Annotated in this window: 22 protein-coding genes; 13 read left to right on the forward strand and 9 right to left on the reverse strand. The window is 60.4% G+C overall.

Annotated elements, in window-relative coordinates; genetic code table 11:
* The first annotated feature begins 7 nt into the window (after positions 1-7).
* From ACR1XU_RS02140 to ACR1XU_RS02150, 3 genes are all read left to right on the forward strand, one after another.
* A complete protein-coding gene (locus ACR1XU_RS02140) occupies positions 8-889 on the forward strand; it encodes a DMT family transporter (protein ID WP_170610554.1) in 882 nt (293 codons plus the stop codon).
* A 145-nt stretch (positions 890-1,034) separates the two neighbouring features.
* Positions 1,035-2,309: a phosphopyruvate hydratase gene (gene eno, locus ACR1XU_RS02145; RefSeq protein ID WP_321252527.1), complete on the forward strand. Its 1,275-nt coding sequence runs from the start codon at positions 1,035-1,037 to the stop codon at positions 2,307-2,309.
* Positions 2,310-3,056: 747 nt separating this feature from the next.
* Positions 3,057-3,224, forward strand: a complete 168-nt coding sequence (locus ACR1XU_RS02150; RefSeq protein ID WP_170610563.1) for a hypothetical protein — start codon at positions 3,057-3,059, stop codon at positions 3,222-3,224.
* Here the strand turns inward: ACR1XU_RS02150 and ACR1XU_RS02155 are convergent.
* From ACR1XU_RS02155 to mazG, 3 genes are all read right to left on the reverse strand, one after another.
* On the reverse strand, positions 3,221-3,670 hold the full coding sequence (locus ACR1XU_RS02155) for a GNAT family N-acetyltransferase (protein ID WP_480905323.1): 450 nt from the start codon (positions 3,668-3,670) through the stop codon (positions 3,221-3,223). The two genes, ACR1XU_RS02150 and ACR1XU_RS02155, sit on opposite strands and share 4 nt — an antisense overlap.
* Entirely contained in the window at positions 3,667-4,608 is a 942-nt protein-coding gene (locus ACR1XU_RS02160) for a nucleoside hydrolase (RefSeq protein WP_480905326.1), read from the reverse strand. Before ACR1XU_RS02160 ends, ACR1XU_RS02155 begins: the two co-directional genes overlap by 4 nt.
* A gap of 64 nt (positions 4,609-4,672) precedes the next feature.
* Positions 4,673-5,530: a nucleoside triphosphate pyrophosphohydrolase gene (gene mazG, locus ACR1XU_RS02165; RefSeq protein ID WP_480905329.1), complete on the reverse strand. Its 858-nt coding sequence runs from the start codon at positions 5,528-5,530 to the stop codon at positions 4,673-4,675.
* Between the two features lie 66 nt (positions 5,531-5,596).
* Here mazG and ACR1XU_RS02170 point away from each other — a divergent pair, with 66 nt between their 5' ends.
* The 4 genes from ACR1XU_RS02170 (at position 5,597) to ACR1XU_RS02185 (ending at position 9,224) form a co-directional block, all read left to right on the forward strand.
* Positions 5,597-6,760 carry a M20 aminoacylase family protein gene (locus ACR1XU_RS02170; RefSeq protein ID WP_480905332.1) on the forward strand — a complete coding sequence of 388 codons (1,164 nt, stop codon included), beginning with the start codon at positions 5,597-5,599 and terminating at the stop codon, positions 6,758-6,760.
* A 12-nt stretch (positions 6,761-6,772) separates the two neighbouring features.
* Positions 6,773-7,741 (forward strand): agmatinase, encoded by a 969-nt coding sequence (gene speB, locus ACR1XU_RS02175; RefSeq protein WP_480905335.1) that lies wholly within the window; start codon positions 6,773-6,775, stop codon positions 7,739-7,741.
* Between the two features lie 64 nt (positions 7,742-7,805).
* Entirely contained in the window at positions 7,806-8,753 is a 948-nt protein-coding gene (speB, locus tag ACR1XU_RS02180) for an agmatinase (protein ID WP_480905338.1), read from the forward strand.
* A gap of 63 nt (positions 8,754-8,816) precedes the next feature.
* Positions 8,817-9,224 carry a DUF1499 domain-containing protein gene (locus ACR1XU_RS02185; protein WP_480905341.1) on the forward strand — a complete coding sequence of 136 codons (408 nt, stop codon included), beginning with the start codon at positions 8,817-8,819 and terminating at the stop codon, positions 9,222-9,224.
* Here ACR1XU_RS02185 and ACR1XU_RS02190 read toward each other — a convergent pair.
* Positions 9,165-9,452 (reverse strand): hypothetical protein, encoded by a 288-nt coding sequence (locus ACR1XU_RS02190; RefSeq protein WP_321252546.1) that lies wholly within the window; start codon positions 9,450-9,452, stop codon positions 9,165-9,167. The genes ACR1XU_RS02185 and ACR1XU_RS02190 overlap by 60 nt on opposite strands.
* A 63-nt stretch (positions 9,453-9,515) precedes the next feature.
* On the opposite strand from ACR1XU_RS02190, the gene prfA reads away from it, so the two are divergent.
* The 3 genes from prfA (at position 9,516) to ACR1XU_RS02205 (ending at position 12,240) form a co-directional block, all read left to right on the forward strand.
* Positions 9,516-10,571, forward strand: a complete 1,056-nt coding sequence (gene prfA / locus ACR1XU_RS02195) for a peptide chain release factor 1 (RefSeq protein ID WP_480905581.1) — start codon at positions 9,516-9,518, stop codon at positions 10,569-10,571.
* A complete protein-coding gene (gene prmC, locus ACR1XU_RS02200; protein WP_321252548.1) occupies positions 10,568-11,413 on the forward strand; it encodes a peptide chain release factor N(5)-glutamine methyltransferase in 846 nt (281 codons plus the stop codon). The genes prfA and prmC overlap by 4 nt, the downstream gene beginning before the upstream one ends.
* Before the next feature lie 239 nt (positions 11,414-11,652).
* Entirely contained in the window at positions 11,653-12,240 is a 588-nt protein-coding gene (locus ACR1XU_RS02205; protein ID WP_480905346.1) for a DUF4167 domain-containing protein, read from the forward strand.
* 54 nt (positions 12,241-12,294) lie between these two features.
* Here ACR1XU_RS02205 and rsmA read toward each other — a convergent pair whose 3' ends face one another.
* The 5 genes from rsmA to lptG all read right to left on the reverse strand — a co-directional run bounded on the left by rsmA (position 12,295) and on the right by lptG (position 18,690).
* Positions 12,295-13,137 carry a 16S rRNA (adenine(1518)-N(6)/adenine(1519)-N(6))-dimethyltransferase RsmA gene (gene rsmA, locus ACR1XU_RS02210; protein ID WP_480905348.1) on the reverse strand — a complete coding sequence of 281 codons (843 nt, stop codon included), beginning with the start codon at positions 13,135-13,137 and terminating at the stop codon, positions 12,295-12,297.
* 84 nt (positions 13,138-13,221) lie between these two features.
* A complete protein-coding gene (pdxA, locus tag ACR1XU_RS02215; protein WP_480905351.1) occupies positions 13,222-14,187 on the reverse strand; it encodes a 4-hydroxythreonine-4-phosphate dehydrogenase PdxA in 966 nt (321 codons plus the stop codon).
* Positions 14,184-15,437 (reverse strand): peptidylprolyl isomerase, encoded by a 1,254-nt coding sequence (locus ACR1XU_RS02220; RefSeq protein ID WP_480905353.1) that lies wholly within the window; start codon positions 15,435-15,437, stop codon positions 14,184-14,186. The genes pdxA and ACR1XU_RS02220 overlap by 4 nt, the downstream gene beginning before the upstream one ends.
* On the reverse strand, positions 15,428-17,590 hold the full coding sequence (locus ACR1XU_RS02225) for an LPS-assembly protein LptD (RefSeq protein WP_480905356.1): 2,163 nt from the start codon (positions 17,588-17,590) through the stop codon (positions 15,428-15,430). Before ACR1XU_RS02225 ends, ACR1XU_RS02220 begins: the two co-directional genes overlap by 10 nt.
* Positions 17,590-18,690 carry an LPS export ABC transporter permease LptG gene (gene lptG, locus ACR1XU_RS02230; RefSeq protein ID WP_170610609.1) on the reverse strand — a complete coding sequence of 367 codons (1,101 nt, stop codon included), beginning with the start codon at positions 18,688-18,690 and terminating at the stop codon, positions 17,590-17,592. The genes ACR1XU_RS02225 and lptG overlap by 1 nt, the downstream gene beginning before the upstream one ends.
* A 229-nt stretch (positions 18,691-18,919) precedes the next feature.
* Here lptG and ACR1XU_RS02235 point away from each other — a divergent pair, with 229 nt between their 5' ends.
* The 3 genes from ACR1XU_RS02235 to ACR1XU_RS02245 are packed head-to-tail and all read left to right on the forward strand — an operon-like array spanning position 18,920 to position 21,925.
* Positions 18,920-20,386, forward strand: coding sequence for a leucyl aminopeptidase (locus tag ACR1XU_RS02235; protein ID WP_480905359.1), 1,467 nt, complete (start codon positions 18,920-18,922; stop codon positions 20,384-20,386).
* A gap of 4 nt (positions 20,387-20,390) precedes the next feature.
* A complete protein-coding gene (locus tag ACR1XU_RS02240; protein ID WP_480905362.1) occupies positions 20,391-20,849 on the forward strand; it encodes a DNA polymerase III subunit chi in 459 nt (152 codons plus the stop codon).
* A gap of 29 nt (positions 20,850-20,878) precedes the next feature.
* Positions 20,879-21,925: an aldo/keto reductase gene (locus tag ACR1XU_RS02245; protein ID WP_480905365.1), complete on the forward strand. Its 1,047-nt coding sequence runs from the start codon at positions 20,879-20,881 to the stop codon at positions 21,923-21,925.
* The last annotated feature ends 1 nt before the right edge of the window (position 21,926 follow it).

The raw sequence follows: 21,926 nt of genomic DNA on the forward strand, positions 1-21,926 counted from the left end.
CACGCGCATGAACAACGTAAACGGCATATTGCTGATCATTGGCTCGATGGCGGCCTTTTCGCTTGAAGACATGTTCATCAAGCATCTGTCGACCAGTGTTTCGACCGGCCAGATCATGATTGTTCTGGGGCTGTTTTGCAGCCTTGTCTTCGTGCTGATGTCGTTGGCCACACGCAAACGCATCCTTGATCCGGTGGCGTGGCAGCCGTTGCCTCTGGCCCGTGCCGCGACCGAAGCGGTGGGGGCACTGACCTTTGTTACCGCCCTGTCCCTCGTCGACCTGTCCACAGTTGCAGCCGTGTTCCAGGCGATGCCACTTGCGGTGACAATGGGGGCGGCGCTGTTTCTGGGGGAACAGGTAGGCTGGCGGCGGTGGAGCGCGATTGGCGTTGGTTTCATCGGTGTTCTGATGATCATTCGTCCCGGACTTGAAGGTTTCCAACCCGAGTCCCTGTTTGTCGTGGCAACCGTGATTGCCATTGCGGCGCGGGATCTGATCACGCGGAAACTTGATGTTCGCGTCGCGTCATCTGTTGTGGCGCTGCAGGCCTACATCGCGGTGGCGTTTGCCGGTGCGGTTCTGATGGTGTTTTCGGCTCAACCGGTCATTCCGCTGCAAACGGCGCAGATCGGTCCTTATCTTGGCGCGATCGGGTTTGGCGTTCTGGGATATTATGGCATCGTAACCGCGATGCGGATCGGTGAGGCGTCGGCCCTGACGCCATTCCGGTACACCCGCCTGGTCTTCTCGATTGCCGCGGGGATGCTGATGTTCGGCGAACGTCCCGACCAGATGACACTGGCCGGTGCCATGCTGATCATGGGTTCCGGCCTTTACACCTTTGTTCGCGAGCGCCGTCTGGCGCGTGCCATGGCAGTTGCGGCCTGACGGATCGTCGCAGGTTGGCGCAAACAGGGTGCTGTTAGCCCTAAAGGCCACCTGATTGATGTGTTAGCGATAACATGACCGGTTTACATTTCACCCGTTGATGGTATGAGGCGTGCAACTGAACGCAGCCACAGGGACGGGCCTTATGAGCACCATCATCGACATCCATGCACGTGAAATTCTGGACAGCCGGGGCAACCCGACGGTCGAAGTGGACGTGATCCTGGAAGACGGCACCATGGGCCGCGCCGCTGTGCCCTCTGGCGCATCAACCGGCGCCTATGAAGCGGTGGAAAAGCGCGATGGCGACAAGTCTCGCTATATGGGCAAGGGCGTTCTGGAAGCCGTCGCCGCCGTGAACGGCGAGATCGCGGAAGAGCTGGTCGGCTTTGACGCGACAGAGCAGGTGGCGATCGATCAGGCGATGATCGAACTGGACGGGACCGAAAACAAGGGCCGTCTGGGCGCAAACGCGATCCTGGGTGTCTCGCTGGCGACTGCCAAGGCCGCAGCGGATTTTACCACGCAGCCATTGTATCGCTATGTGGGCGGCACTTCGGCCCGTGTTCTGCCTGTACCGATGATGAACATCATCAACGGCGGTGAACATGCAGACAACCCGATAGACATTCAGGAATTCATGATCATGCCCACCTCGGCCGCGAATATCCGCGAAGCCGTGCGGATGGGGTCCGAGGTGTTTCACACGCTGAAACGTGAGTTGTCTGCCGCTGGTCTGGCCACCGGTGTCGGCGATGAGGGCGGTTTTGCTCCCAATATCGCATCCACCCGCGAGGCTCTGGATTTCATCCTGCAGTCCATCGAAAAGGCAGGCTACAAGCCGGGCGAGGAAATCCACCTGGCGCTGGATTGTGCGGCAACCGAATACTACAGGGACGGCAAATACGTCCTGTCAGGCGAAAACATCTCACTGACGTCCGAGGAAAATGCCGAGTATCTGGCGGCCCTGGTCAAGGATTACCCGATCATCTCGATCGAAGACGGCATGTCCGAGGATGACTGGGACGGCTGGAAGGCCCTGACCGACGCCATCGGTGACAAGGTTCAGCTGGTAGGCGACGACCTGTTCGTGACCAACCCGGCGCGTCTGGCCGAAGGGATCGAGCGTGGTTGTGCCAATTCGATGCTGGTCAAGGTAAACCAGATCGGATCGCTGACCGAAACCCTGCGCGCTGTCGATATGGCCCACCGCGCACGTTATACCAACGTCATGTCGCACCGGTCGGGCGAGACGGAGGATGCGACCATTGCCGATCTGGCTGTGGCGACCAATTGCGGTCAGATCAAAACCGGCTCGCTGGCGCGGTCGGACCGGTTGGCCAAGTACAACCAGCTGATCCGGATCGAGGAGTCGCTGGGTGAGGTCGCGGAATATGCCGGAGCATCGATCCTGCGCTGAGCCGGAGCCTTTCGGCAAAAATAATAAGAATCCTGACTGAAGATCATTGCGGAGTCAGATGCTTTGGCCCGCGTGTCAAAAAAACATGTTCCTCCCTCGCCGATTAGGCGGGGGCACGCCATTTCAGTGATTTGCGGTTGGGTGCCTCGGACAAGAGTTCCCGTAGTCGCCCGGTTCATGCCATTCGGCAAGCAGCTTGGGAAACATGATTGTTTGACGGGTTCTGGCCGAGTTGTGGGGCGCAGCAGTGTGGTAGAACCGAGCTGATCAGCAATCGGGTCTATGTTCGCCCATCCAGGGCTTGGGAGAACCAGAGCGGCGTCAAACAGGTGCCAGATCGGTTGCTCATTCTATGTGTTCCAAACGATAGGGCTTTTGATGGGGGGCGTTTTCAAGCTGCCGCCTTGCTGTCTGTCACTGGAGCATGTGGTGAAAACCTCAGTTCTCCGTATCGCTTTCAGGTTGTGGCAAAGGGGCGCGTCTTGTCGCGAAAGTGTAAATTTCGGGATGCGAGGACAGAAAATTCAAAAATATCCAAAACAAAATTAGGAAAATTATCGAAAATTTCGAGCGCTGGATCGTCTATGTTTATCAATGCTCTAGCAGTGAATGCTCTGGTCAAATGACCGCAATAACAGACATATCGGCGGAAAATGGCCGAGTATTATATCGTTATGTGTGAACTTGTTCCTAACGGCGGTGTCTCAACATGAGTTATCCTGATTGCATTGCAGAAAGGAGCTCACGATGTCTGTATCAAAATTCCTTCTGATGGTTTCGGCCCTGTCCGTATCTTTCCTTGCGGCTTGCGCAGGACCCGATACCTACCCGATCACAGGGATGCAGGTGTCTCAGGATGACCCGGTTCAGGAAATGTATAACCCCGATGTGATCTTCCGCGGGGAAAGCCGCTAGAGCGTTCTGCTCATCAGCATATAGCGGTCGCGGGCCTTGAAGCCGCTGCGCAGGTAGAGTTTTTGCGCAGCGTCATTGGTGCGATCGACTTCCAGATGCAGGGCCGTCACTCCGGCCTCGGCAAGGGCTTTGGGCAGATCGTGCAGCACTTCGGAAGCGATACCGCGGCCACGCACGGCCGGGCGGATGTAGATTTCATCGACAAAGCCGTCCATGCCGCCGAACTCGACCGACCACCCGAAAGTCAGGATGATGTAGCCCAGCGGCGCCCGTCCGGGGCCAATCAGGTAGATGCACCCATGCGGGATTCCTTCCAGCAGAGGACGCAGAGCTTCGCGCCGCTGGTCGGCATCCTGTTCAATTCCGGTCTCGGCATGGAATGCGGAAACCAGTGTCATCAGGCGGTCCAGGTCGTCCGTTCGGGCGAGGCGGAGTGCTGCGGTCATAGCCGGGCCAGCCTTTCTGTAAGCAGGGCAAAGAAACCATCAGCGTCCAGATCGCCCATGAATGTGGCGTTTGGTGCGCGGTCGGTGACGCCCCACCAATCTGCGACGGTCATGCCCATGGTCAGTTCCGAATGGGTTTCAATCTCGACATTGATGTGACGCCCGCTGAACAGGTCGGGACGGATCAGATAGGCGGTGACGCAGGGATCGTGCAGCGGAGCGCCTTCGCTGCCGTATTTGTTCATGTCGAACCGCTCGAAGAAATCTGTCATTTCGGCCACGGCGATGCCGACCTTGTTGCCAAGCGCACGGAAGGCGTCATTTCGGGGTCTGGTGACAAGTGCCTTGTGAGTGACATCCAGCGGCATGACGACGATTGGCCTGCCGGATCTGAACACGATATCAGCAGCTTCCGGATCGACGTGAATGTTGAATTCCGCTGTTGGGGTGATGTTTCCGACCTCAAAATAAGCCCCGCCCATCAGGACAATTTCCTGAACGCGGTCGACAATGTCGGGGGCCTTCTGAAACGCCGTTGCGATATTGGTCAGCGGACCCAGCGGGCAAAGCGTCACGGTCCCCGGTGCCTGTGTACGCAGGGTGTCGATGATAAAATCGACCGCGTGGCCTTGCGCCAGAGGCATCTGCGGGTCGGGCAAAACGGGGCCGTCCAGGCCGGTTTTACCGTGCACATGTTCCGCAGTGATCAGAGGGCGGTTCAGCGGGCGGTCGCATCCGGCATAAACGGGCACTTCGGTGTGACCGGCCAGTTCGCAGACGATACGCGCATTCTTGGCCGTCAGTTCCAGCGGCACGTTTCCGGCGACGGCGGTGATGCCCAGAACCTCGACCTCTTCGGGGCTGGCCAGCGCCAGCAGGATGGCGACGGCATCGTCCTGTCCGGGATCGGTGTCGATTATGATCTTGCGGGCGGTCATGCTCTGCCTCCGGGGGTGGTGAAGGTCGGACACTGACAAGCTGAGCGTGTCTTGTCCAGTTGTTTCAGGCCCCGGTTGTTGCGCTTACCGGCGGGAGTTTGCCATTGGCGCGGTGTTCCTCGATTTTCACCTCGTCCCACAGCGCATCCATCTCGGCCAGATCACTTTGGGTAGGCGTCTTACCGCGTTCGGCCAGCCGGGCTTCGACCTTTTCGAAGCGGCGGGTGAACTTGGCGTTTGTGCGGCGCAGGGCGGCCTCGGGTTCGATGCCTAAGTGGCGGCCAAGGTTGACGATCACGAACAGCAGATCACCGAATTCGTCCTCGAGCGCGTCGGCATCCATGCTGTCGCGCGCCTCTTCCAGTTCAGCAGCCTCTTCCGTGATCTTGGCCAACACGTGGCTGGCATCGGGCCAATCAAATCCGACCCGGGCGGCGCGTTTTTGCAGCTTATGGGCACGCAGCAGGGCAGGCAAGTTGGCCGCAACCCCGTCCAACGCGCCTTTTTGTTTCTTTCCTGCACGCTCTGCCGCCTTGATGGTTTCCCAGTCCACGGTTTGCTGTTCCGCGGACTTGTCGCGGGAATCGTCGCCGAACACATGCGGGTGGCGGTCGACCATCTTGTCCGACATCGTGCGAACCACGTCCTGAAAGGTGAAATGCCCAGCCTCTTCAGCCATTTGCGCGTGAAAGACGGATTGAAACAGCAGGTCTCCCAACTCGCCCTTCAGCTCGTCATACGCCTCACGTTCGATGGCGTCAGCGACCTCGTAGGCTTCTTCGATCGTGTAGGGGGCGATGGTCGCGAAATCCTGTTCGATATCCCACGGACAGCCCGATTCGGGGTCGCGCAGGCGGCGCATGATTTCCAGCAAGCGCTCGATCCCAGCGTCAGAGTCGGTGATCAGCGGATTTTCAGCCATTGCGAAGCCCCTTGTTCCGGTGTCAGATGCATCCATCCCGCAGCTTGGATCAGGAGTCCACCCCCGATGCCCGTCGTCAACCGAATTACCGATTTCTCCGCCGATATGGCCGCATGGCGCCAGCACCTGCATACAATCCCGGAACTGGAGTTCGAATGCCATGAAACGGCGGCCTTTGTTGCCGACCGTCTGCGCGAGTTCGGCGTGGATGAACTGCACGAAGGAATCGCCAAGACCGGCATGGTCGCCATCATCAACGGGCAGGGTGACGGGCCGACCATTGGCCTGCGCGCGGACATGGATGCGCTGCCGATCACGGAGGAGACGGGTGTCGCCTATACCTCGACGAATCCGGGCAAGATGCACGCCTGCGGCCATGATGGGCACACGACAATGTTGCTGGGAGCCGCGCGTTACCTGGCCGAGACACGAAATTTCCGGGGGCGGGTTGCGCTGATCTTTCAGCCCGCCGAGGAAGAGGGCGGCGGGGCCGGCGTCATGGTGGAGGAAGGCATCATGGACCGGTTTGACATCTCGCAGGTCTATGCGCTGCACAACGCACCGGGCATTGCCGAAGGGGCGTTCCACACAACGCCCGGCCCGATCATGGCGGCGGTCGATACGTTCGAGGTGCATATCCAGGGCAGGGGCGGCCATGGCGCGATGCCGCATGAAACCCGCGATCCGGTGATGGCAGCCTGTGGCATTGCGCAGGCGATCCAGACCATCGTCAGCCGCAACAACTACGCGTTGGATGATCTGGTGGTTTCGGTCACGCAGATTCATACCGGAACCGTGAACAACGTGATTCCCGACACGGCCTATATAAACGGCACCGTGCGCACCTTTGATCCCAATGTGCAGAAGATGGTGATGGAGCGGATGGAGCAGATCGTGCAGGGGCAGGCGGTATCCTACGGTGTCGAAGCGCGGCTGGACTATGACGTCAGTTACCCGGCCACGGTTAACGATGACGCCAAGGCGGTATTTGCGGCTGAAGTCGCCCGCGAGGTTTCCGGGGATGACCGGGTCACGACCAATAGCGGGCGCGAAATGGGGGCCGAGGATTTTTCCTATATGCTGCAGGCACGTCCCGGCGCATATCTGTTTCTGGGACAGGGTGAAGGTGCAGGACTGCACCACCCGAAATACAACTTCAACGACGACATCGCACCGGTCGGGGCCTCATTCTTTGCCCGGATCGTGGAAAAGGCGCAGCCGCTGGGCTGACAGGGAGAAGACATGGCACTGGAAGACGCAAAAAATCAGGTGGATGAGGCGTTCACCAATCCCGACCTCAAGGGGCTGTCCTACGAGAACACGTTCGGGGGCGCGACCTCGTTCCTGAGGCGGCTGTATACCAAGGACCTGAGCGGAGTCGATATCGCCGTGACAGGCGTTCCCTTTGATCAGGCGGTCACCAACCGCCCCGGCACCCGTCTGGGCCCCCGCGCGATCCGCGAGGCCAGCGCACTGCAATCGCCCGATGCGCCTTATGGCTGGCCCTTTGATGCGCTCAGCGAGCTGGCCATCGTCGACTATGGCGACATGGCCTATGACTACGCCAACATCCCGGCTTTTCCCGACACGCTGACCGATCACATCCGCACCATTCTGGAGGCGAATGTCGCCTCGGTCACGCTGGGCGGGGACCATTACATCAGCTTCCCTATCCTGAAGGCCTATGCCGAGAAATACGGGCCGATATCGCTGCTGCAATTCGATGCGCACACTGACACCTGGGCCGACGACGACATGTCCCGCGTGGACCACGGCACGATGTTCTACAAGGCGGTGAAGTCCGGGATCGTGGACCCGAAGCGCTCGGTTCAGGTGGGGATTCGCACACACAACGAGGATACGCTGGGCGTCAACATCATCGACGCGCGCGAAGTGTATGAGTCCGGCCCTGCCGCCGTGGCGCAGAAGATCAAGGGTATTCTGGACGACAGTCCCGTTTACCTGAGCTTTGACATTGATGGGCTGGACCCTGCCTTTGCCCCCGGTACCGGGACGCCTGTCTGGGGCGGGCTGACGTCGATCCAGACGCAGATCATTCTGCGCGACATCGCCGGGATCAACATCAAGGGCGGCGATGTGGTCGAGGTTTCGCCTCCGTTCGATACGTCTGGCGCCACTGCGATTGCCGGTGCGCATGTGGCGACGCAGATCATTTGCCTGCTGGGCTGGAACAAGCTGGCTCCGGTTTAACATTTGGTTAGTCATACTTCCGGTATTTGCTTGATTGTGTGACCGGGCAGAAGGGACAACAGGCATGGCAGATTTCAACCAACCGATCAGCGGCAATGATCTGGCCCGGTTTTCCGGACCGAACACCTTCATGCGTCTGCCGCAGGCGGCCTCGCTTGAGGGGCTGGATGTGGCGGTTTTGGGTATTCCGATGGATATCGGTACCTCGTGGCGGTCGGGCACGCGGTTCGGGCCGAAACAGATCCGAAGTGAAAGCGCGATGATCCGGCCCTATAACATGGCGACATTCGCCGCGCCGTTTGACAGTTTGCAGATCGCCGATATCGGCGATCTGGCGATCAATACGTTTTCGCTGGCTGACAGTCTGAAGATCATCAAGGACAGCTATGACGGCATTCTGGCGCAGAACGTGACCCCGGTGGCGATGGGGGGCGATCATTCGATCACCCTGCCGATCCTGCGCGCGATTGCGGCAAAGCACAGTTCGGTCGCCCTGGTGCATGTGGATGCCCATGCGGACGTGAATGACGAAATGTTTGGCGAGCGTGAGACCCATGGCACCGTCTTCCGCCGCGCCTACGAAGAGGGGCTGATCGTTCCCGACAAGACCTTTCAGATCGGAATTCGCGGGTCCGGCTACGCCGCCAGCGATTTCACTGAAGCGAAGGGATGGGGGTTCCGCCAATATCCGGCCTGGGAACTGTGGCAGCAGAACCTGACCGAGATCGGCTCGCTTATCCGCAAGTCTGTAGGGGATCATCCGGTTTACATCACCTACGACATTGACAGTCTGGACCCGGCCTATGCGCCCGGCACCGGGACACCCGAGATTGCGGGGCTGACCACACCGCAGGCGTTGCAACTGATCCATGCGCTTGGCGGCATGAATGTCGTGGGCTGCGATCTGGTCGAGGTTTCGCCGCCCTACGATCCGTCCGGCAACACGGCGCTGACAGCGGCGAACCTGTTGTTTGAATTGATCTGCATCTTGCCCGGTGTGACGTCACGATAACCGGGGTCGCATATTGCCCCGCATCGCGATCCGGCTAGGGTTTGTCAAAGGGTTGGGATCGGGATGACAAAGATGGTGCTGTGGCTTTGTGTTGCGCTGGTGGTTGGACTGGCGGCTTTCATACGGCTGGCTCCGTCCGATCCCGTGACATGGCACGTCGCGCCGGTTGGTAACACGGACCGGGACATGAAAGGCGGCGTGGTGCGCGTGGTTGAAACCGGTCCGGACGGGTTGGCGCGTTTCGATACCATTGCAGGGGCCGCTCCACGGACAACGGTTTTGGCCGGGTCGGTTGGTGATGGAATGGTGACATATGTCACCCGAACACCGACATTAGGGTTTCCCGATTACACAACGGCACAGCAAGACGGGGACATCCTGCGCATTCACGGCAGATTGCGGTTCGGGCGTTCAGATTTTGGGGTAAACCGGGTTCGTGTCGACCGGTGGTTGGCTTTGTTGCAGCCCTGAGGACAGGCACCCCTCCTGCACCTCGCGCCACATGGGGACGTTCAGTGACATCTGGCATTGGGCCATGAACATGCGGCCATCGACCTGCAGGCAGATCATCTCTCCCAGTTCGACGCGGGTGCCGGATTTATCGGTGCAATAACAATCCTGAACCTTGCCGCCGGGGCCGACCACATCGGCCATGGCAGGTGCCGCGCAGAGGGCAAGAACAAGCACGATCCGTTTCATGAATAACAGCTTAGCACGAGGCTTGCCCTTGACCAAAGCCCCCGGATGATAGACACCCCGCGCATGATCCCCGAAGAACGACTTGAACAGATAACTCAGCGATTCCAGTACCTCGAAGCGGCCATGGCAGATGGCGCGTCGGGCGGTGATATTGCGGCCTTGGCCAAAGAGTATTCCGACCTCAAACCGGTTGTGGATCAGATCATGGCATGGCGTCAGTTGGTGGCCGATCTGGCCGAGGCAAAGGTGATGCTGGCGGATCCGGACATGAAGGAACTGGCCGAGGAGGAAATCCCGGAGTTGCAGGCACGTATTCCCGACGCAGAGCACGCGTTGCAGCTTGCACTGCTGCCAAGGGATGCGGCGGATGCGCGCCCGGCGATGTTGGAAATCCGCCCCGGTACAGGCGGGGATGAGGCCGCTTTGTTCGCCGGAGACCTGCTGCGCATGTATCAGCGCTATGCCGAAGCGCGGGGCTGGCAGTTCGAGATCATTGAGGAGCAAGCCTCCGATCTGGGCGGGATCAAGGAAGTGGTGGCCCATATCAAGGGTGATAACGTCTTTGCACGCATGAAATACGAATCCGGCGTGCATCGGGTGCAGCGGGTGCCAGAAACCGAAAGTGGCGGGCGTATTCACACCTCGGCGGCGACGGTGGCAGTTTTGCCCGAGGCTGAGGACGTGGATATCCAGATCGACGCCAATGACATCCGCATCGACACGATGCGGTCTTCGGGTGCTGGCGGCCAGCACGTGAACACCACCGACTCGGCCGTACGGATCACCCACCTGCCCAGCGGCATCGTGGTAACCAGTTCCGAGAAATCCCAGCACCGCAACCGCGAGATTGCGATGCAGGTGCTGAAAACGCGGCTTTACGATCTGGAGCGGCAGCGGATCGACAGCGAGCGTTCGGCGGATCGGGCCAGTCAGGTCGGCTCGGGCGACCGGTCCGAGCGGATCAGGACCTATAATTTCCCCCAAGGTCGCATGACGGATCACCGTATCAATCTGACTCTGTACAAGCTGGATCAGGTGATGCAGGGCGATCTGGACGAGGTGATCGATGCGCTGAACGCAGATGATCAGGCGCGGCTTCTGGCCGAGATGGCGCAATGACCGGGGCACAGACTGCGGCGCAGGCGATGGTGGCGGCAACTGCCCGGCTGCGCGCGGCAGGCGTTGAAGATCCGGCGCGGGACGCGCGGCTGTTGCTTGCTCATGCGGCCCGGATCGAAGCCAGCCGGGTCACTCTGATCGCGCCCGAGGAGCTGTCGCCGGATATCGCCGAGCGCTATGACCAGCTGATCTCGCTTCGGGCCATACGGGTTCCGGTCTCGCACCTGTTGGGAGAGCGCGAGTTTTACGGCCGTCGGTTTCGCGTCAGCCGTGATGTTCTGGACCCGCGCCCCGAAACGGAAGTATTGATCGAAGCGGCCCTGAGCGAACCTTTTGACCGGGTGTTGGATCTGGGGGTCGGGTCCGGGTGTATTCTGATTACGCTGCTGGCCGAGCGGCGCAGCGCAACCGGGGTTGGTGTCGACCTCAGCGAAGCCGCCTGTTTGCAGGCCAGCGCCAATGCGGTGCAACATCAGGTGCAGGCCCGCATCGATGTCTGGCATTCCGACTGGTTTGGGGCGGTTGATGGCATGTTTGACCTGATCGTTTCGAACCCGCCTTATATCTCGCTTTCCGAAATGGAGGAGCTTTCCCCCGAAGTACGCGAACATGAACCGCGACTAGCGCTGACAGATGAGGGCGACGGGCTAGATGCGTATCGTCGGATCGCGTCATCGGCCCCGGATTTTCTGTCGCGGGGCGGGCGTCTTCTGGTCGAAATCGGACCGACGCAGGCCAACTATGTGTCCGCGTTGTTTGATGCCGCCGGACTGGCTGAAATTCGTGTCATTTCCGATCTGGACGGGCGGGATCGGGTAATTGTCGCGAGAATGCCGGGTTAGGCCCGAAAACTGAGGCTGAAATGCGCCTGCGAAAGTAAAAAAGCTGCGAAATATCCGATAAACCCCTTGTCTGCGCGGGCAGGACATGCTTACTCAGAGTAGTCAGCGAGGCTGGCGCTTTTACAGCGCACCCCTGACGCCAAGCCCAAAAAAGTCGATGACGCGGTACGGGACAAGCCTCTGAGCAGCGTAAGGTACGGGTTGATCGACAGCGAATGACAAGGCTGACGTAAAATAAGATGAGATCTTCAAAATCCCGCTCGCGGGCCAAGAATAACCGCAATCGCCCTTCTGGTGGTAACGTCGTAAACCGGGTTTTCGACAGTTCAGGCCCCGAGGGCAAGGTGCGTGGCACGCCGCAACAAATCATTGATAAGTACAATCAGCTGGCGCGTGACGCTCAGTTGTCCAACGACCGCGTGGCGGCCGAAAATTTCCAGCAGCATGCCGAGCATTATCTGCGCATGCTGAGCGAAGCGCAGCGCGAGATTGATGCGCGCCGCGAAGAGCAGGAGCGCCAGAATCGCGAGCGCCAGGCCGAACGCGATCGCGAACGCGCCGAACGTCAGGAACGTGAAGCTGCCCGCCAGGCAGATCCGGCCGAGGCACCGCAGCCCGACGTGATGGATTTCGGTTCTGAGGAGGCAACGCCGGAATCGGGTCTGGTCGAGACGCCGGAAAGCAAAGAGGATGCGCCGGTTGCCGAAGCGCCCGAGAAAAAGGAAAAACCCGCGCGCAAGCCAAGGGGCCGCAAGCCCAAGGCCGCGCCTGCAACAGCGGATGAAGCGCCTTCAAGTGAAGGCGACGCGCCGGAAGCGGCTGAGTAAGCGCTCGTATCGGTTGAGAAGAAGCCCCGGGTTACGCCCGGGGTTTTTTTTGTTTCAGCCTTTGGAAACTTCACGCGCCAGCGCGCAGAAGGCTTCCAGAGGGACCTGTTCGGCCCGTTCCGTGGGCTGGATACCAGCAGCCAGCAGACGATCCTCGATATCCGGGGCCACGCCTTTCAGCGAGGCGCGCAGCATCTTACGGCGCTGGTTGAATGCGGCGGCGACCACGCGGGACAGTGTTGCGGCATTTGCCGGGTAACGCGGCTCGGGCAGGGCGGTCAGGTGGACAACTGCGCTTGAAACCTTGGGCGGCGGAGTAAACGCGCCGGGCGGCAGGGACATGGCGATACGTGCCTCGGCCCGCCACTGGGCGAGGATGGCGAGGCGGCCATAGGCCTTGCTTCCGGGTTGGGCGACGATACGCTCGGCCACTTCGCGCTGGAACATCAGAGTCAGGCTTTGCCAGAACGGCGGCCATTCGGGCGGTGTGAGCCACCGCACCAGCAGTTCGGTGCCGACATTGTAGGGCAGGTTGGCCGCGATGCGAATCGGCGGGGTCAGATGGGTCAGAGGGTCGATTTCCAGAGCGTCGCCATTGATCACCTCAAGCTTGCCGGGATAGGCGGCAGCGATGTCGTTCAGGGCGGCGATACAGCGCGTATCTTTTTCGACCGCGACGACCTTGCGCGCGCCTTCGGACAGCAGGCCACGGGTCAGTCCGCCGGGGCCCGGCCCGATTTCCAGCACATCGCATTGGGTCAGATCCCCGGCCTGACGGGCGATCTTTGCGGTCAGGTTCAGGTCGAGCAGAAAGTTCTGACCCAGCGACTTGCGGGCCGAGAGCTGATGTGACGCGATGACTTCGCGCAGAGGGGGGAGGGTGTCGATTGCGCTCATGATCCGATTACCGTGGCGCGGGTTGGTGGGTAAGCGCCAGAGGTTTTTTGCCTCCGGCGGGGATATTTTCGGCCAGGTGAAGGATCAAGGGGTTTGTGCCATCTGTTGGGCAAGTTTCAGGGCCTCGATCAGGCTTGTGGGATTGGCGATTCCTTTTCCGGCGATGTCCAGTGCGGTGCCGTGGTCAGGCGACGTGCGTATGAAGGGCAGGCCCAGCGTTACGTTTACGCCCTTGTCAAAATCCAGTGTCTTGATCGGGATCAGGGCTTGATCGTGATACATGGCGATTGCCGCATCGTATCGGGCGCGGGCGGCGGCGTGGAACATCGTGTCGGCCGGATGGGGGCCGGTGACGGTGTAGCCGTTGGTTGGCAGGCCTTTCAGAAGCGGCGCGATCCAGTCCAGTTCTTCCATTCCCATTTTGCCGCCTTCGCCAGCATGTGGATTGAGGCCCGCCACCGCGATACGGGGGTGTGCGATGCCGAATTGACGGCGCAGACCGTCAGCCGTGATGGCAATGGTGTCGCGCAACAAATCTGGCGTCAGTTCGGACGGCACGCGGGACAGCGGGATGTGGATCGTGGCGGGCACGACGCGCAGATTGGAACTGGCCAGCATCATCACCGCGCGTTCCTGACCGGCGAGGGCCGCCAGAAACTCGGTATGACCGGGGAAGGAAAACCCGGCCCCGTCAATCAGGGCCTTTTTGTGAATGGGCGCGGTGCACAGCGCCGAAGCCTCGCCCGAGCGCACGAGGTTGACGCCCAGTTCAATGGCATCGATGATCGACGGCGCATTGTCCGGATCGGGATGGCCCGGTCGGTTGGGCGCGGGAAATTCCATGTGCAGGACAGGCAGGGCCTCGGCGCTGACGGCTTGCGCCTGCGATGGTGCGCTTATTTTGCGGATCGGGGTGCCTTTGGGCAGGTGTGCGGCGTCGCCGATATAGAAAAACGGGCAGGCGCCGCGCAATTGGGACCATGCGCCAGCGGCGATTTCAGGGCTGATCCCGGCCGGTTCCCCGCAACTGAGCGCAATGGGGGCGGTCATTGCGAGATGATGGTCGCATCGGCCTTCATCTGTTCCAGAAGACTGTCGGCAAAGGCTTGCAGGCGCTGCTGGGTCAGGGCATTCGCAATGTCCTGGCGCGTCGTGTCCTCTCCCCGGTCTAGGGTGCGGGTGCACAGCATCAGGAACATCAGGGTCTGCCCGTTGTTGCGGGTGAGCGTTGTCGACACCTCGTTGTTGTCCAGCTTGGCCAGTTCCAGCGCAACATCTCGCGGGATTTCCGACGGGGCCGCGGAGACACGATCCAGTGCTGCAGCCGGCTGATCCTTCGCGATGCCATAAAGGTCGTCGCAGGTGTCGATCTCTTCCTTCAGCCTGTTGGCCCGGGCCAGGGTTTCCGCGCTGCGCCCGCCGGGCAGGTAATACGCGGCATAATCGATCTCGGAATAGCGGGGCGCGGCGGTCGAAACCTCGCGAACGCCGCGCATCTGGAACAGGGCGACAGCGTTGGGCAGCGACAACGGTGCGGTGATTTCGCCGTTCTTGAGGCCCAGAAGCACCGGTTGCAGGGCCGGTGGCAGGTCGGTCAGGCCCAGCCATTCCAGCCTGCCGCCATTATCACGGGTAGCGGCGGCTGAGTACTGTGTGGCAGCGGCAGAGAAGGCGTCATAGCCTTCGAGTTTCGAGATTTCGTCTGCCAGGACCTGGGCCTGAGGCAGAGTTTGCGGGGTCACCGGGATGATGATTTCAGACAGCAGAACCTGCAGGCCGCCATTGCCGCCTTGTCCCAGTGCGCGGTTGATCTCGTCTTCCGAAGGGCGGGATTGGGAAAGAAAGCGTGTGCTGATGAACTCGCGCCAAGCCAGCTGGTTGGCGACCAGATCCCGCACGGTTTCGCGATCGACCCCTTCATTTTTGAGGGCATTGAGGAATTCGTCGGACGACAGCTGACCGCGGGATGCGAATTCGTCGATACCAACCTCAATGTCTTCGGGTGTTGCCGTGATGCCGGCATCGCGCAGGGCCTGATTGCGCAGGCTGTCTTCAATCAAAGCTTCGCGCACCTCTTGGTCTGAACTGCCGGGAACGCCCAGAACGGTCAGCAATTGCTGGCGTTGCTGCAACTCGTACCAGGTGATGATGTCCTGATTGACGCGGATCGCCGGCGAGAACAGGCTTTGGGCCGAGATCTGCCCGGCTGCGAGCGTGATGACCGCGGCAGCAAGTGCCGGAGTGGCCCGCCTGATCCAGCCGGAACGAATAAACCTTGAGAAACCTGATTTCAGCTGCATGATCTTTTGTACTTCTTACCGCCGCCGTCGATGGCGTAACCTGTCAGGGCAACGGTAAACCCGAATTCCGTCGAAGGCTCAATACTTGATGTTGATGTGAAGCGTCGGCTGACGCTCATGTTAACCTGAACACATTCGTTCTGATAGGTCAGTCCAAACCCGTACCGGATCGGTTCGTCTTCGCTGAGGTCATAGCGCGCCTCGGCGCGGGTCAGCCAGTTTTCGTCTATTCTGTAGCGCCCGTTCACCCAGAATTCCGAGATTTCGTCATCCACGTTCTCGTCCGGGTCAGGCTCCTGCCAGACATAGCTGCCGACGATTGCATCGTCACCGCGCGCCCATTGACCACGCAGTTCGGCTTTTGCAAAACTGAAATCGCCGTTGATCAGGCCGCGCCCGCCAATGGACCAGCCCTTGACCGTGTCTACCTGCCCGGCAATCAGCAAATCGGAAGACGTGCCCTGAAGACCGGATGTCAGGTTGAAGGCCGGGTCGGCATCGGCGCGGAAAACCTGACCTATCGTTGCCAATGCACGTGAGCCATTGATGCCGTACCGCGCCCAGTTGACGCCTACAACGCCGGTCGGCCCGTCTTCACGGCGGTCGACTGCGGGAAAGCGGGACAGGGAAAGCAGATCACCCTGATCGAATTCCTGAAATGTGCTTTCGTCAATCGGCACGTCATTGGTCGACACATGGGTCCACCCGACCTGAGCGATGGGTTCCAGCACCTGCGAGGCACCGGATGCTTCGCGGCGCTGCATCGGATAGCGCAGCGTCATTGCCGCACGAGGGGTGAGCCGGTTGACGTTATCCGCGAAATTGCTGTCGTGCCGGATGTTGAACCTGTCCACCGACGCACCGAACTGAGCGTCAGCCCGTAATCCGGTGGCGAATATCCAACTGCGCAGCCACTCGGCATCAATCGTGGCGCGGGCCACGTCGCGTCCGGTGACGTCGGCATCGCTGGTACGCTCGTATGCATGGCTGAGAAAAGACAGGCGGACTTCGCCTCCAACACCTTGGGGGAAGTATCGTTTCTGGTAGTTCAGGTCGAAAACCCGCGACGGGATTTCATCCTGATCTTCGCTGTCACGCAGCGTTTTGTAGTGGATCAGGCTGGTCCTGAAGGCCGTATCCCGTTTGATCCGCTCAAGCGCGACTTCGCTACGCAGGCGGTCATAATTGGGCAGGCCATAATCCGCCAGATAGCCGTCGTCAGACGTGGTGTTGATGCTGAACAGGAACCGGAAGTCGTTCTTCAAGAGAAAAAAGCCATTTGCGAACAGATAGCCGCGATCCTGGTTCGGCTGTATGTCGTCGCGTGTGTAGGCCCCTTCGATGTTGATGCGGCCTGTTTTGAACGCTTGCCGGTACCGGTAGCCAAGTGTGCGCGTCCCCGAAGACAGGTACGGGGTCAGGGTCAGGTCCTTGTGGTCGCCGAGCTTGAAGAAATACGGCACCTGAACGCCGGTCCCAAGCTGCGATGTGGTTCGAATGGACGGTACAAGAAACCCTGTCGCGCGTTCCAGTGTTGGATCCGGCAGGCGCAAATACGGAAAGTAGAAGACAGGGAAATCCAGCACACGGAACTGTGCGCCTTCGAAATACAACTGCCGCTCCAACTGGTCGTGCGTGACCTTGCGGGCGCGAATCTGCCACAGTGGCGCACGACCGTTGGCACAAACATGGCAGGACGTGGCCGAAACCTTGCTGAGCTGCGTGTATCGACCAGCGGCGCGGCGCGCCTCGACCGAGGCGATCTGGGTCTGTTGGTCGAACACCATACGCGCGCCGATCAAAAGACCATTCTGGATACCGTTGTCCAGTTCTGCAGAATCGGCAAGAATCGTGGTGCGGCCCTCCTGATCGATCCGGATCGGACCCTGCAGTTCGAGCGAACCGGTTTCACGATCATAGATGATGCTGCTGGCCGTCAGTTTGATGTCGCCCTGAAACGCCTCGACATTGCCTTCGGCGATCAGCTTGCGATCCGGAGTGATAAAGATCTTGTCTGCGACCAGAAGGGCCGGAAGGTCCTGCGATTCAGCCGCTTGTCCGGCATCTGGTACAGGCGCGGACTGCGCTGTGGCGATAGCTGGAGCGCTGTGGATCAGCGCACCGGACAGCAACAAGGGTAGCAAGTGCCGCATCAGCCGTCCTCCGCGTGCAGCAACAGGCCCAGCGACAAAAGCAGCGCCGCAAAGGGTGGCGCCCAGGCCGAGACGTAGACCGGCAATTGTCCGTTTTCCCCCAGGATTTGTGCAAAATTACGGATGAAATACATGGCAAAGCCCAGTAGTACGGCGGTCAGCACAGCGATGCCTGTGCCGCCGAAACGCACGTGGCGCATGGTAAAGGCGGCGCCGATGAGGACCATCGAGACCAGAAAGAAGGGCCGCGCGAGCTCGGATTGCAGCCAGACCTCATATTGCTTTGTCGAAAACCCGGCCTCTCCCAGATCGTTGATCAGTTGCGGCAGATCATAGACTGAGACCGAGTCCTGCTGACCCAGCGAATCCAGGATGCGTTGCCGGGTCAGAGACGTGGGCAGGTCCAGCCGGTCATGCGTCACCGCATTCAATTCGGGGTTTTCGTCATCTTTCAGGGACCAGATCTTGGCGTCCTGCAGGACCCATCTGCCATCTTCCAGCCGGGCTTCGTCTGCAATGATCTGTTGTGTCGGTTTGCCGTTTTGACCAAAGGTGATGATCGTGACACCAGTCAGATGCAGGATGTCGTCATTCTCGGTGCCCTGCGCGTGAATGACCGATTGCCCGTCCTCCGCCCCTTGCCGCAGCCACAGGCCATCACGGCTGATGGACAGGGTCGAACGGCCGTCGTTACGGTAGCTGTCCGCCAGACGCCGGTATTCTTCGGACGTTGCCGCAGCGATCGGGTTCAGCAGGGCCACGGCCAGAGCTCCGATAATCAGCGCCAGAACGACCGGCGCAGCCAGAGCGCGGATGCCGGACCGCCCGGTTGCACGGGTCACAACCAGTTCTGAACTGCGGGCCAGGCCAATGAACAGGGCAATGGTCGACAGAATGATCAGCAAAGGCAACATCTCGCTGATGGCCGCAGGCGTGTTCAGCAAAGTCAGCTGAAGCAGGCGCCCAAAAGACAGGTTGGAATCGTCAAAACGGCGGATCTGTTCGATCAGATCGATCAGAATCATCAGTGTCAGAAAAATGCCGCCAATGACCAGAAAACTTTGCAGGAATCTGCGGGCGAAATAGCGGTCGAGGATCACGACAACGCCCTCATCAGCCCGAAAAAGCAAGGGGCCGGGCCGAATTTGCCGGAACGTGATTTTCTGCGCGACGGCTTGTGCCTGCCGTTTGGTGCCAAGTCTTGTCCCCCGATGCCTGTCGGTTCTTTTTGCGGGACTTTAATGCAAATGATGGCTGGGGAAAACTGCTATCTGGTCAAGCCGCGCGGTGCGGGCTAGGTCTTGGGGAACAGATTTTGAGGAGTTTGCAATGAGCAGTCTGGTTCCGGTCCGTTTTCAGGCCTTCGATGTGGATGCAATGGCGCAGGCCGAGGGGCGCGTGGCGATCATCATCACGTCAGAGGGGAAAATGGGCCCAGCCGCCCGCCGCGCCAATCGCCTGACACGTGGTGCGGTTGCGCGACTGGTTGAAAGCGAGAAGTTCGGCAAGGCTAAAACCGGGGACGTCATCTCGCTGGGCTGGCCGGGCGGGATGGCAGCGGAAGCGCTGGATGTTCTGGTTCTGCCGCGCCGGCCCGAGCAGGCCGAGGCGCGCAAGGCGGGTGCGGCACTCGCCAAGCTGGCAGGGGGCAAGGATCTGCTGGTGATGGCGGCCAATCAGCTGCGGTGCGAAGATCTGGCCATGGGTATCGCGTTGCGCAGTTACGATTTCGATGCGCACAAGACCAAGGACGCGGAGGAACCTGGCACCGTCACCATCGGCCACGGCAAGCATAACGAGGTCGAGGCCGCCTTTGCGCCGCTTTATGCCGTGGCCGACGGCGTGCGGATGACCCGTGACCTGACCAACGAACCTGCCAACGTATTGACCACAACGGAGTTCGCCGATCGTCTGAAAGAGATGGAGGCGCTGGGGCTCGAGGTCGAGGTTCTGGAAGAAGACAAGCTGGCCGAGTTGGGAATGCGCACATTGCTGAGCGTCGGACAGGGGTCCGACAGCCCCTCGAAAGTGGTGGTGATGCAGTGGAACGGGGGCGACAAGGACGATGCGCCGCTGGCGCTGGTCGGCAAGGGCGTTGTTTTCGACACCGGCGGTATTTCGTTGAAGCCCGCCGGCGGCATGGAAGACATGACGATGGACATGGGCGGCGCGGGCGTTGTGGCGGGCACCATGCGGGCGCTGGCAAAACGCAAGGCAAAGGCCAATGTCGTCGGGCTGGTGGGGCTGGTCGAAAACATGCCATCGGGCAATGCCACGCGGCCCGGTGACGTGATCACCTCGATGAAGGGCGATACGGTCGAGATCATCAACACCGACGCCGAGGGGCGGTTGGTTCTGTGTGATGTCATGTGGTATGCGCAGGAACGGTTCCGGCCCGTTGGCATGGTCGATCTGGCCACATTGACAGGTGCGATCATCATCGGTCTTGGACATGAAAATGCCGGTGTATTCTCGAACAACGACACGTTCTGCGATGCGTTCCTGAAATCTGCCGGGGCCGAGGATGAGGGCGCGTGGCGGCTGCCGCTGGGCGAGACTTATGACAAACAGTTGAAATCACGCATTGCGGATATGAAAAACGTGGGCGGACGGCCTGCGGGTTCAATCACTGCGGCGCAGTTCCTGCAACGGTTTGTCAAGGAAGAGACGCCGTGGATTCATCTGGACATTGCTGGTGTTGCCTCGGTTTCAACCGAGACGTCTTACGCTCCCAAGGGGGCCACGGGCTGGGGCGTGCGCGCACTGAGCCGGTTCGTGCAGGATAATTTCGAGTAATCGGATGGGGGCCGTCTATTTCTATCACCTGACCCGGCAGCCTTTGGAGCAGACCCTGTCGGTGCTGCTTGACAAGGCGCGGCAGGCCGGTTGGCGGATTGCCGTGCGGGGGACCGATCCCGCGCGGATGGACTGGCTGGATGAAAAACTGTGGCTGGGTCCCGAGGAGGGCTTCCTGCCGCATGGTCGGGAAGGCGGGCCGCATGATGTGGCACAGCCCATCCTGCTGACCACCACGGCGGATGCCGCAAATGACCCATCCTGTGTGATGGCGGTGGATGGCGCGCCGGTCGAGGCCGACGAGGTTGCCGAGTTGGAACGGGTGTGCATCCTGTTCGATGGCAACGACGAACAGGCCGTTCAGCACGCACGGGGGCAGTGGAAGGCGCTGACCGCCGCGGGATGCTCGGCGCAATACTGGTCCGAGGCGTCGGGTCGGTGGGAAAAGAAGGCCGAGGCCTGATTTTCGAAAACAAGTCAGGAGAGTGACGGATGAAAACCAAGCCTCTGGGCCGTACGGGCATCATGGTGTCGGACCTGTGTCTGGGCACGATGACGTTTGGCACGCAAACTTCAGAACCCGAGGCGCATGCGCAGATCGACCTGGCGTTGGATGCCGGGGTCAACTTTGTGGATGCGGCCGAGATGTATCCGGTGAACCCGGTCTCGAAGGAAACGGTCGGGCGGACCGAGGAAATTCTGGGCAACTGGAATGCCGCAAACCGGTCACGACGGGGCGACTATGTGTTGGCCACCAAGCATTCCGGCGCGGGGTTTGCCCACGCCCGCGACGGCGCGCCAATCACCGGGCAGACCATCCCCGAGGCCATCGAAGGCTCGCTGCGGCGGTTGCAAACGGATTGCATCGACCTCTATCAGTTTCACTGGCCCAATCGCGGCAGCTACATGTTTCGGCAGAATTGGGATTATGCGCCATCGGGGCAGAATACCGGAGAAGTTCTGGAGAACATGCAGGAGTGCCTTACGGCGCTGCAGGCGCAGGTGGACAAGGGCAATATCCGCGCATTCGGCCTGTCGAACGAAAGCGCCTGGGGCACGGCACAGTGGCTGCGGCTGGCCGAACAGACAGGCGCGCCACGGGTCGCGTCTGTACAAAACGAGTATTCGCTGCTCTGCCGCCACTTCGACACCGACCTGGGCGAGTTGAGCGTACACGAGGATGTGGGCCTGATGGCATTTTCCCCTTTGGCCGCAGGGTTCCTGACTGGCAAATACCAGAATGGGGCCGTGCCGGCCGGATCGCGCATGTCGCTGGTGCCCGCAATGGGGGGACGCAAGTCCGCGCGTGTCTTTGACGCAGTGACGGCCTACCTCGAGATCGCGGATCGCCACGGGTTGGACCCGGTTCACATGGCGCTGGCCTGGTGCCGGACCCGACCTTTCATGATGTCAGCCATCTTCGGGGCCACGAGCGTCGTGCAGCTGGAGCATATTCTGCGCGGTGCCGATCTTGAATTGTCGACGGACGTTCTGGCCGAGATAAATCAAGCGCACCGGGCCCTTCCGATGCCGTTCTAGG

Source organism: Ruegeria sp. D1(2025) (assembly GCF_056536425.1).

Bases quoted from the DNA above. Each gene is read 5' to 3' on its own strand.
- ACR1XU_RS02140 (WP_170610554.1), top strand. From the start codon at position 8: ATGAACAACGTAAACGGCATATTGCTGATCATTGGCTCGATGGCGGCC.
- eno (WP_321252527.1), top strand. From the start codon at position 1,035: ATGAGCACCATCATCGACATCCATGCACGTGAAATTCTGGACAGCCGG.
- ACR1XU_RS02150 (WP_170610563.1), top strand. From the start codon at position 3,057: ATGTCTGTATCAAAATTCCTTCTGATGGTTTCGGCCCTGTCCGTATCT.
- ACR1XU_RS02155 (WP_480905323.1), bottom strand. From the start codon at position 3,670: ATGACCGCAGCACTCCGCCTCGCCCGAACGGACGACCTGGACCGCCTG.
- ACR1XU_RS02160 (WP_480905326.1), bottom strand. From the start codon at position 4,608: ATGACCGCCCGCAAGATCATAATCGACACCGATCCCGGACAGGACGAT.
- mazG (WP_480905329.1), bottom strand. From the start codon at position 5,530: ATGGCTGAAAATCCGCTGATCACCGACTCTGACGCTGGGATCGAGCGC.
- ACR1XU_RS02170 (WP_480905332.1), top strand. From the start codon at position 5,597: ATGCCCGTCGTCAACCGAATTACCGATTTCTCCGCCGATATGGCCGCA.
- speB (WP_480905335.1), top strand. From the start codon at position 6,773: ATGGCACTGGAAGACGCAAAAAATCAGGTGGATGAGGCGTTCACCAAT.
- speB (WP_480905338.1), top strand. From the start codon at position 7,806: ATGGCAGATTTCAACCAACCGATCAGCGGCAATGATCTGGCCCGGTTT.
- ACR1XU_RS02185 (WP_480905341.1), top strand. From the start codon at position 8,817: ATGACAAAGATGGTGCTGTGGCTTTGTGTTGCGCTGGTGGTTGGACTG.
- ACR1XU_RS02190 (WP_321252546.1), bottom strand. From the start codon at position 9,452: ATGAAACGGATCGTGCTTGTTCTTGCCCTCTGCGCGGCACCTGCCATG.
- prfA (WP_480905581.1), top strand. From the start codon at position 9,516: ATGATCCCCGAAGAACGACTTGAACAGATAACTCAGCGATTCCAGTAC.
- prmC (WP_321252548.1), top strand. From the start codon at position 10,568: ATGACCGGGGCACAGACTGCGGCGCAGGCGATGGTGGCGGCAACTGCC.
- ACR1XU_RS02205 (WP_480905346.1), top strand. From the start codon at position 11,653: ATGAGATCTTCAAAATCCCGCTCGCGGGCCAAGAATAACCGCAATCGC.
- rsmA (WP_480905348.1), bottom strand. From the start codon at position 13,137: ATGAGCGCAATCGACACCCTCCCCCCTCTGCGCGAAGTCATCGCGTCA.
- pdxA (WP_480905351.1), bottom strand. From the start codon at position 14,187: ATGACCGCCCCCATTGCGCTCAGTTGCGGGGAACCGGCCGGGATCAGC.
- ACR1XU_RS02220 (WP_480905353.1), bottom strand. From the start codon at position 15,437: ATGCAGCTGAAATCAGGTTTCTCAAGGTTTATTCGTTCCGGCTGGATC.
- ACR1XU_RS02225 (WP_480905356.1), bottom strand. From the start codon at position 17,590: ATGCGGCACTTGCTACCCTTGTTGCTGTCCGGTGCGCTGATCCACAGC.
- ACR1XU_RS02235 (WP_480905359.1), top strand. From the start codon at position 18,920: ATGAGCAGTCTGGTTCCGGTCCGTTTTCAGGCCTTCGATGTGGATGCA.
- ACR1XU_RS02240 (WP_480905362.1), top strand. From the start codon at position 20,391: ATGGGGGCCGTCTATTTCTATCACCTGACCCGGCAGCCTTTGGAGCAG.
- ACR1XU_RS02245 (WP_480905365.1), top strand. From the start codon at position 20,879: ATGAAAACCAAGCCTCTGGGCCGTACGGGCATCATGGTGTCGGACCTG.